The organism is Peribacillus sp. YIM B13482 (assembly GCF_042787975.1).
GTDB classification, from domain to species: domain Bacteria; phylum Bacillota; class Bacilli; order Bacillales; family DSM-1321; genus Peribacillus; species Peribacillus simplex_A.
Window position 1 is genome coordinate 1 of the sequence record NZ_JBHZPF010000096.1, and the last position, 8,467, is coordinate 8,467.

Below are 8,467 nucleotides of genomic sequence, written 5' to 3' on the forward strand. Positions count from 1 at the left end.
TCCAAGACGGACACATCCTCTCAAAAATCATTGTAAGGACTTAACTAAAATGTGTCCATGAAACTATACTAACTCCAAGATTCTTAGTAAGATTATATTGATCTAACTTAATTATAAGTTAAAAATAATAATTTCATTTTTAATTATAAGGATACCATATATAATAATTTCGGAATATTCAATCAATTAAAATGATACAACAAATATAAAGGAGGAATATGTATGTCTGTTATTTTAAAGGAAAAAATTCAGGGGCGTTCAGCGTGGAAAGGTATCGAACTGGCAAAAGATGATTCATGGATTTATTATTTGTCTGAGACAACCCTTGCAACTCTTGACAAGGCTGTATTACATGTTCAACAAAAAGGGGTAAAGGCACCCAATTTTAACAAGGAGGATTTCCCGATTCCTGATCTCGCTGATGAAATTGCTTATTTTGTTGAAGAGCTGGAGAATGGGAGAGGATTTCTATTGATTCGTGGATTACCAATGGATCAATATACTGACGATGAAGCTAGTATCATTTACTGGGGTCTTGGACTTCACTTGGGCCTGCCGATCATCCAAGGAAAAAAGGGCGACCTCTTAGGGCATATCAAAAACATGGGTAAAGACTTTAATGATAATACAGCAGTAAGAGGTTACCAAACGAATGTACGTCTTGACTATCACACAGATCTTGCTGATGTTGTCGGATTACTATGTCTTCGTAAAGCGAAATCTGGCGGTTTAAGCAGTATCGCTAGTGCGATGTCTATCTATAATGAAATTCTGGATAATCACCCTGAGTACCTTGAAATTCTCTACCGTCCATTCGCCCATGATCTTCGTGGGGAAGAAGCACCTGGTCAATCTCCAGTAGTTCCATCACCGATCTTTAGCTATTACGTTGGTAAATTAAGCTGCAGATATATGCGGCAATATGTCGAATCAGCACAAACAAAGACAGGTATCTCTTTGTCAAAAGAGGAAATCGAAGCGTTTAATTTTGTAGATTCCCTTACTGCTGATAAAAACTTTCATATTGATATGATGATGGAACCGGGTGATATGCAATTCGTTAATAATTATACCGTTTTTCATTCACGTACACTATTTGAAGATTATGAAGAAGATGACCGCAAACGTCATTTATTAAGATTGTGGCTCATGATGCCAAGTGGCCGGAAAATTGCTCCAGATTTCGAGTTTTATATAGGAGGAGCACCTGTAATTAGATAAAAACCCGTGGTAATAATAATCACTAATAATTCTTGAATGGTGATTTTATTCAACGAAAATGATGAATAAAATCACCATTTTATATTTTTATTTTGAAGTGAGAGTTTCGTGACAGGAATAATGGCGTCGCATATAGACTGGGTAATTTAAAAATAACCTGAAGTGAGGAGGATGTTTTTTGGCAAATTTAGATCCGCAAGCAGAAAAATATTTACAAGCATTTAATCAGCTGCCACCTATTCATACGATGAATCATAAGTCAGTAAGAGAGATGCTTTCTAAAGCACCGCGTCCTGTTGTAAAATTAGAACCGCTTTCAAAAGTTGAGGATTACATGATTCCGGTAAGCCAGGATGAAACAATCAAATGCAGGGTATATATACCGGAAGGAAAAGGTCCTTTCCCACTATTTATTTACTACCATGGTGGAGGATGGGTTCTAGGAGACATTGAATCAACGGATGCAAGCTGCCGAATGATAGCGAATCGAACGCAAAGTATTGTTGTATCCGTAAACTATCGTCTTTCTCCAGAGTATAAGTTTCCGACTCCAGTAGAAGACGCCTATTCCGCATTGCAATGGGTTTTTGAAAAAGGGACTTCATTTAACGGAGAGGTTTCTCGATTGGTAGTTGGTGGGGATAGCGTAGGTGGAAATCTAGCAACTGTAGTTACGATGATGGCGAGAAACAAAAAAGGTCCAAACATCACTGCACAGGTTTTAATCTATCCTGCGACAAATCTTGAGTTCAATACGGAATCCCATCGAACCTTTGCAAAAGGATTTGGACTTGACCGTGAGCAGTTGATTTGGTTCCGTAATCATTATTTAAGGAATAATGAGGACAGATGTAATGAGTATGCTTCCCCCTTAGTCGCTCAAGATTTAAGTGGTCTCCCTCCAGCAATTGTTATTACAGCGGAAAATGATGTACTTCGGGATGAAGGAATGGCCTATGCTGAACGTCTAAAAGATTTTGGTGTTCAAGTTGAATATGAATGTGAACCCGGAATGGTCCACGGATTTTTTGTACAAATGGCCATTTTCTCAAAGAACATAGAATTGACTGTTTCTCGGATCGAGAAGTTCTTGAGTTCCTTAAAATATACAATAGGGATAGATTGAAAGAAAATGTTCTAAATGAAGCGAGCCTCAGAATTTAGTGAGGCTCGCTTTTTAAAATAACCTATTTAATTTTTTAAATAGAAATTATTGATAATCAACGAAACAGTAACAATAGCAACCCTAGGCATTTAGTAATAAACGGTATTTCCAATTCCACCGGTTACCGAAATGACATCGCCAGTTATCGATGCCGCCAAAGGTGAGGCTAGGAAGGTAACGACATAAGCAATTTCCTCTGATGTAATCAAGCGGCCGAGGGCATTCATTGATGCTGCCTGGCGTATAGCTTCCTCATTAGTGACACGGCCTCTAAACGTTTCCGTATCGACAATCCCTGGATAAACAGCATTGACAGTAATTCCGTGCTTTCCTAATTCTAATGATGCGGATTTTGTCATATGGACAACAGATGCATTACGAGGACCGGAACTAAAATAATTGCCGCCAATTCTAGCTGCCAGACCACTTATATTGATAATACGTCCCCAATTATTTTGGATCATATAAGGAGCAACAGCCCGGACACTACGAAAATAGCCCATATACTTTTCTTCGAAATCTTTCAAGATAAGTTCATCTTTAATGCTGTTAAAATCCTCTGGTTCATGGCCTCCTACACGGGCACCACTGTTGATTAAAATATCAATGCTTCCCATTTCTGCTGCTGATTTTTCAACTAAATTTAGGATAGAGTCCGGATCATTAGTATCTGCTGTTATTGGATAAATATTCCTTTTAGTTTCTTTGGCCAATTCGTCTGCTGCATTCTTTAGTGAAGATTCGTTTCTTGAACAAATCGTACAATCCACACCTTCCAAAGCCAACTGACGTGCAATAGCTTTGCCAATCCCCCTGCTTCCCCCAACGATAAGTGCCTTTTTTCCAGATAATTTTAAGTCCATAGTTCAACCTCCTGCTTCAATTTACTTGTATTAGACTCTGCTCTTGAAAGCGGTTTATTAGAAAATTCAATCATTTCTATCGTTGATTATACCTATAAATGATAATTATATAAAATTAAAGATTTTAAATTGCACTTAAGTTTTATTAATATAATGATATGTGTTGTAAATTGCCATGTACAAGTGTGTTCTATTTCCGTTTATTAGTAAGGTTTATTTGTAAATTAAAAATTTTAATTTTATTTAACTGAAAATTATGAATATAATTAACTGGATAACTATTATAACAGTCAGAAGTTATTTAAAGCGCTTTCATGGAATTAAAGGGGGAGGACAAGGGACATCATTTATTAAGCAATAATTGTTTAGTATAAGGGTTTGAAAGATAGTGGCAGTCGCTTTTAAAGTAGGAAAACAGCCCAAACTTTTTCATTAGGTACTATAGTTAAAATTGCAATAGAAAACGAAGGAGGATTCTCAGTGCCGTCTATTTTAAAGGAAAAAATTCAAGGACCAGTAGCTTGGAAAGGTATTGATTTAGCTAAAGATGAATCATGGATTTATTATTTGTCAGAGAAAACGATCGCAGATCTTGAAAGCGCTTTATTCTATGTGAAACAAAAAGGATTAAGGGCACCTGATTTTAATAAGGAGGACTTTCCAATTCCGTATCTTTCTGACGAAATAGCTTACTTTATAGACGAGCTGGAGAATGGGAGAGGTTTTCTATTAATTCGTGGCTTACCAATTGAAAAGTATACAGATGAAGAAGCAAGCATTATTTACTGGGGTCTCGGAGTCCACCTGGGCATCCCGGTCACGCAAAACGCAAAAGGTGATCTATTAGGACATGTTGTTGATCAAGGTCTCGACATTAATGATTCAAATGTACGTGGTTACCAAACGAATGCTCATCTGCCCTTTCACCCAGATGGATCTGACGTAGTCGGATTATTAAGTCTTCGAAAAGCTAAATCTGGCGGTTACAGTAGTATCGTAAGCTCCATCGCAGTTTACAATGAAATTCTGGATAGATACCCTGAGTATCTTGGAATTCTCTATCTTCCATATTTCTTGGATCGTCGTGGTGAGGAAACACCAGGTGAATCTCCTGTTTATTCATCACCAGTCTTTAGTTATTACGAAGATAAATTAAGCTGCAGATATAACCGCGGATATGTAGAATCAGCACAAGCGAAAACAGGTAGATATTTGTCAAAAGTTGAAACTGAAGCATATGACTTAATAGATTCCCTCTTATATGATGAAAACATGCATATTGATATGATGATGGAACCGGGTGATATGCAATTTGTTAATAATTATACTGTTCTTCATTCCCGTACTGTATACGAAGACTATGAAGAACCCGAACGCAAACGTCATTTATTAAGATTGTGGCTCACGATGCCAAATGGGCGAGAAATCGCGCCAGACTTCGCGATGTTCATTGATGAGAAAACAGGTAAAGCTGGTCGCGGTGGTATTCCTGTACGTGAAAATACAGCTGGAGGTATTGCAGAAAAAATGAGGTAAGGGGTTTAATAAATAAAGAGTTTAGACGAGGTTAAACACGGAAGATTTACCTTTAAAGACTTTTAAAACACCAATTGATTCATGTTAACGGAATAGAAGGGGAGATTATTAATTTGAAAACACCTAAATATTCTTGGATCATATTATTAATTCTTGTAGCCTCAGGCATGATCAACCAGGTTGATAAAGTTATCATTGGTTTAGTTTCTGTTCCTCTAATGAAAGAGTTACATTTAAGTCCTTCACAATGGGGAATTGTTGGCAGTTCGTTCTTTTGGTTCTTTACCTTTTCCTCTTTCATTCTAGGGGGAATGGCCGATTCAAGAAATACGAAAAAAATGTTTACTTGGATCTCGTTTGTATGGTTGATTGTTCAATTTACCACACCTTTTGTTTCAAGTCTATCTCTACTAGTAATAACAAGAATGGTCTTGGGAGCAGGAGAAGGTCCTGCCGTTGCTATATCAACTTCAATAATTGGAAAATGGTTCCCTAAACATAGACATGGTATAGGCTTTGGCGCTGTTCTCTTTGGAGCAACAATCGGGCCTGCGATTGCTTCGCCATTATTAATCTCCTTGATCAACGGATATGGATGGAGATCTGCTTTTATAGCAATGGGGATTGTTGGACTAATGGTGCTAGTTTTATGGATGATTCTTGGAAAAGAAAACCCAAAAGAAATCGGTTCGTATGCTTTTGATCAAGAAGATAAGCACTCAATAATTTCTTCTAATGTTTCTTGGCGTCAGTTTCTTCCGTATCTTTTATCTAAAAATTTTATTTTTATCGTTTTGTGTGCAGGTTGTGCCTATTGGTTATTGTCCGTTCAAGCGGTATGGTTTCCTGCATATTTTACCGAAATTCAACATTTTGATGGAAAAATGTTGAAACTTGCAGTGTCTTTACCTTTTCTTTTTGCGGCCATTTGCCAAATTGTATTTGCCCTGTTTTCGGATCGACTTTATCGCAAAACAGGAGATATTCGTAAAGCACGAATAAATGTTGCAGGGATTACGATGGTGCTATCCGCTATTTGTTTATTTCTTGCAAATGCCTTTAATTCTAGTGCAATCTCCATTCTATTCTTCATCCTTGCTCCGGGTTTTGCGATTGTTATTCTCTCACTCGCACCCGCCATATTAATGGAATTCTTTTCTCCCAAAAACATTGGAAAGGCTCAAGGGGCCTATGTTGCTCTATCAAGTACAACAAGCATTATTGCTCCACTCATATTCGGGTATTTTATCCAGTATGCAAGAACTGAGGCAATTGGATATGGTTATGGCTTTCAAGTAACTTCTTTGGTTATGTTCGTAATCGGATTATTGTTTTTGACCATTGTCCGTCCCGCGAACCAAAGTCAAACAACGATAAAACCTGAGGAACAAGTTATTGTATAAAAATCATTTAATAGGTGAATCAAGGAGGGAAATAAACGATGTGTAAAAATGAAAAGTCCGTTTCTGAGATGGACCGTTGTGTATTGTGTCATGAAGAATTAGCTATTATGGAGCGAAATCGCAGTAAGTGCTGGAGTTGTCAGGATAAGATATCCGAGACTTACGCTGATAATCATATTGAAGTGGAGGATTAAGTAAATTAATTAGTTTCGTAATGATTAGAACTGTAAAAGGGCCTTCTTTACGAAGGTCCTTATTAATTTTTAGGTGATGTTTAAACATAATTGTTGATTTTCAAACTAAGTTGATTGAAGCGGAAGGCACGAGGCTCATGTGGAAGTAGCAGGTCAGGGGAGACCCCACAGGCGCTCTGCACCGAGGAGGCTACACGACTGCACTCGGAAAGCGAAGTGCCTTAAGCGGAAATCAACAGGCAAGTTTAACACAGCCAATATTTAAGATTATATTTTGTGTTATATAAATATTACTTACTTACAGGTACCAGGACAAAAATCATTAAGCGTGCGGTTCAAGAGATTCAAAATGGGATGAACGTGAATCTAGGAATTGGAATGCTTACTTTACTTGCGAACGAAATACCGGAAGAAGTACATGTATTATTGCAATCCGAAAATGGGTTGCTTGGCATCGGACCTTATCCAGTTAAAGGGATGGAAGATCCTGTTCTTATTTAACGCAGGGAAAGAAACGGTTACAGCGGTAATCGCTGGATCTTTCTTTGACAGTGCTGAGTCCTTTGCTATGATTCGTGGGGGACACATTGATCTGGCTATCTTGGGAGGCATGGAGGTTTCCGAACAAGGTGATTTGGCAAATTGGATGATCCCGGGGAAATTGGTCAAAGGGATGGGAGGTGCGATGGATCTTGTCCATGGTACCAAAAGAATTGTGGTCATAATGGAGCACACCAATAAGTACAATGAATCCAAGATCAAAAAAAGCTGTTCCCTTCCATTGACAGGTCAAAAGGTTGTAAATCGACTGATTACGGATTTGGCTGTATTTGACTTTACTCCCGAGGGAATGATTCTTGTGGAAACGCAAGAAGGTGTTTCACTAGATGAAGTGATAGAAAAGACGGGGGCTTCCTTTACGATCAGCGCCAATTTGACATGTGGAAAAGGGGATCGCCAAAAGGCTTCTATTACAAGGTAAAGAGATAACACTGCTAATTCCTGTTAGGGTAGAGATAAATTTGTAATAAGAGAAGCCTTTTCGCCCACCTTTGGACGAAGAACCTTCTCTTTTTTTCTTTTTTAATTCTTAATAATTTCTGATTTTAAATAATGAATATATTTGTTGGCAAAAGTGGACAAATGTTTATTCTCTGATCGAACTAATCCTAAAGAAATATTTACAGTTGGATGATACACCAAATCAATTGGAACGATATCGCCATTAATGATAAGGGGGTAGTTTTTCATTACGAAATCAGGAGCGAATGTAATTGCCAAATTTTCATTTATGGCTTGGAGAACTCCATCCATATTATTTGAAGTAAACAAGATTTTCAAGGGCTTATATTTATGAAAGAAATCTTGTAGGAAATACTCCATAAATTCACCCTTATATGTAACGAGAGTTTGATCAAGTATATCATGCGGAGTTATAGTACCAAGAATGGCTAAGGGAGAATGCTTAGAAACATATACTTTCTGCTTTCCTTCGATTAATGCTTCAAAAGCTATTCCTTCCATGTTTATGTTCAAATCACTTGAATACGTAATCAGTCCAATGTCAGTCTTATGCTGTCGAACATCTCCAATTACAGCAGATCCACTTTTATCGGCAACCTCCAAATTTACGTACGGATAATCATGTCTAAACGATGCTATCGCTTTTACCAGGAACGTCATCAATCCGGGTAATGACGATATTTTTAGTTCCCCCACTTCCGTGGAATTCAATAAGTTAGCAGTCACTTTTATTTCCTCAAGCTTTTTTTGTACTTCATAGGCGAGTTTCAGAATGATTCTTCCTTCATCGGTTGGAACAGCGCCTTGTCCCCGTGACCGTTTAAGAACTTTAATCCCCAGCTCCTTTTCCAAGTTGGTTATGGACTGGCTGATGTTGGATTGAGTCACATGTAGATTCTGTGCTGCGACAGACAGAGAACTGTATTTTGCGACTTCTACGATATATAGTAATTGTTCAATATTCATGACTATTCTCCTTTTTTAAATAGGCTGTTTTCACATACTTTGTTGCTATTTACCAGGTAGTGAGTTGTGGTTGATTTCCCCTCCAGATGCTCGCTT

General features: G+C 37.8%; 6 protein-coding genes and 1 pseudogene. 5 read left to right on the top strand and 2 right to left on the bottom strand.

What is annotated here, in order from left to right; translation table 11 throughout:
• The first annotated feature begins 222 nt into the window (after positions 1–222).
• On the top strand, positions 223–1,221 hold the full coding sequence (locus tag ACFX4L_RS24285; RefSeq protein WP_377406505.1) for a TauD/TfdA family dioxygenase: 999 nt from the start codon (positions 223–225) through the stop codon (positions 1,219–1,221).
• A 178-nt stretch (positions 1,222–1,399) separates the two neighbouring features.
• The gene (locus tag ACFX4L_RS24290; RefSeq protein WP_377387164.1) at positions 1,400–2,347 is read left to right on the top strand and encodes an alpha/beta hydrolase; all 948 of its coding nucleotides are present in this window, start codon (positions 1,400–1,402) and stop codon (positions 2,345–2,347) included.
• A gap of 128 nt (positions 2,348–2,475) precedes the next feature.
• Here ACFX4L_RS24290 and ACFX4L_RS24295 read toward each other — a convergent pair whose 3' ends face one another.
• A complete protein-coding gene (locus ACFX4L_RS24295; RefSeq protein WP_061462902.1) occupies positions 2,476–3,249 on the bottom strand; it encodes an SDR family NAD(P)-dependent oxidoreductase in 774 nt (257 codons plus the stop codon).
• A gap of 480 nt (positions 3,250–3,729) precedes the next feature.
• Between ACFX4L_RS24295 and ACFX4L_RS24300 the strand changes: the two genes are divergently transcribed.
• The 3 genes and pseudogenes from ACFX4L_RS24300 (at position 3,730) to ACFX4L_RS24310 (ending at position 7,364) form a co-directional block, all read left to right on the top strand.
• Positions 3,730–4,785, top strand: a complete 1,056-nt coding sequence (locus ACFX4L_RS24300) for a TauD/TfdA family dioxygenase (RefSeq protein ID WP_061462903.1) — start codon at positions 3,730–3,732, stop codon at positions 4,783–4,785.
• A 167-nt stretch (positions 4,786–4,952) separates the two neighbouring features.
• Positions 4,953–6,188 (top strand): MFS transporter, encoded by a 1,236-nt coding sequence (locus tag ACFX4L_RS24305; protein ID WP_377406506.1) that lies wholly within the window; start codon positions 4,953–4,955, stop codon positions 6,186–6,188.
• 548 nt (positions 6,189–6,736) lie between these two features.
• A pseudogene (locus ACFX4L_RS24310) lies at positions 6,737–7,364 on the top strand (3-oxoacid CoA-transferase subunit B).
• A gap of 101 nt (positions 7,365–7,465) precedes the next feature.
• On the opposite strand, the gene ACFX4L_RS24315 reads toward ACFX4L_RS24310, so the two are convergent.
• On the bottom strand, positions 7,466–8,371 hold the full coding sequence (locus tag ACFX4L_RS24315; RefSeq protein ID WP_377387671.1) for a LysR family transcriptional regulator: 906 nt from the start codon (positions 8,369–8,371) through the stop codon (positions 7,466–7,468).
• Positions 8,372–8,467: the final 96 nt, after the last annotated feature.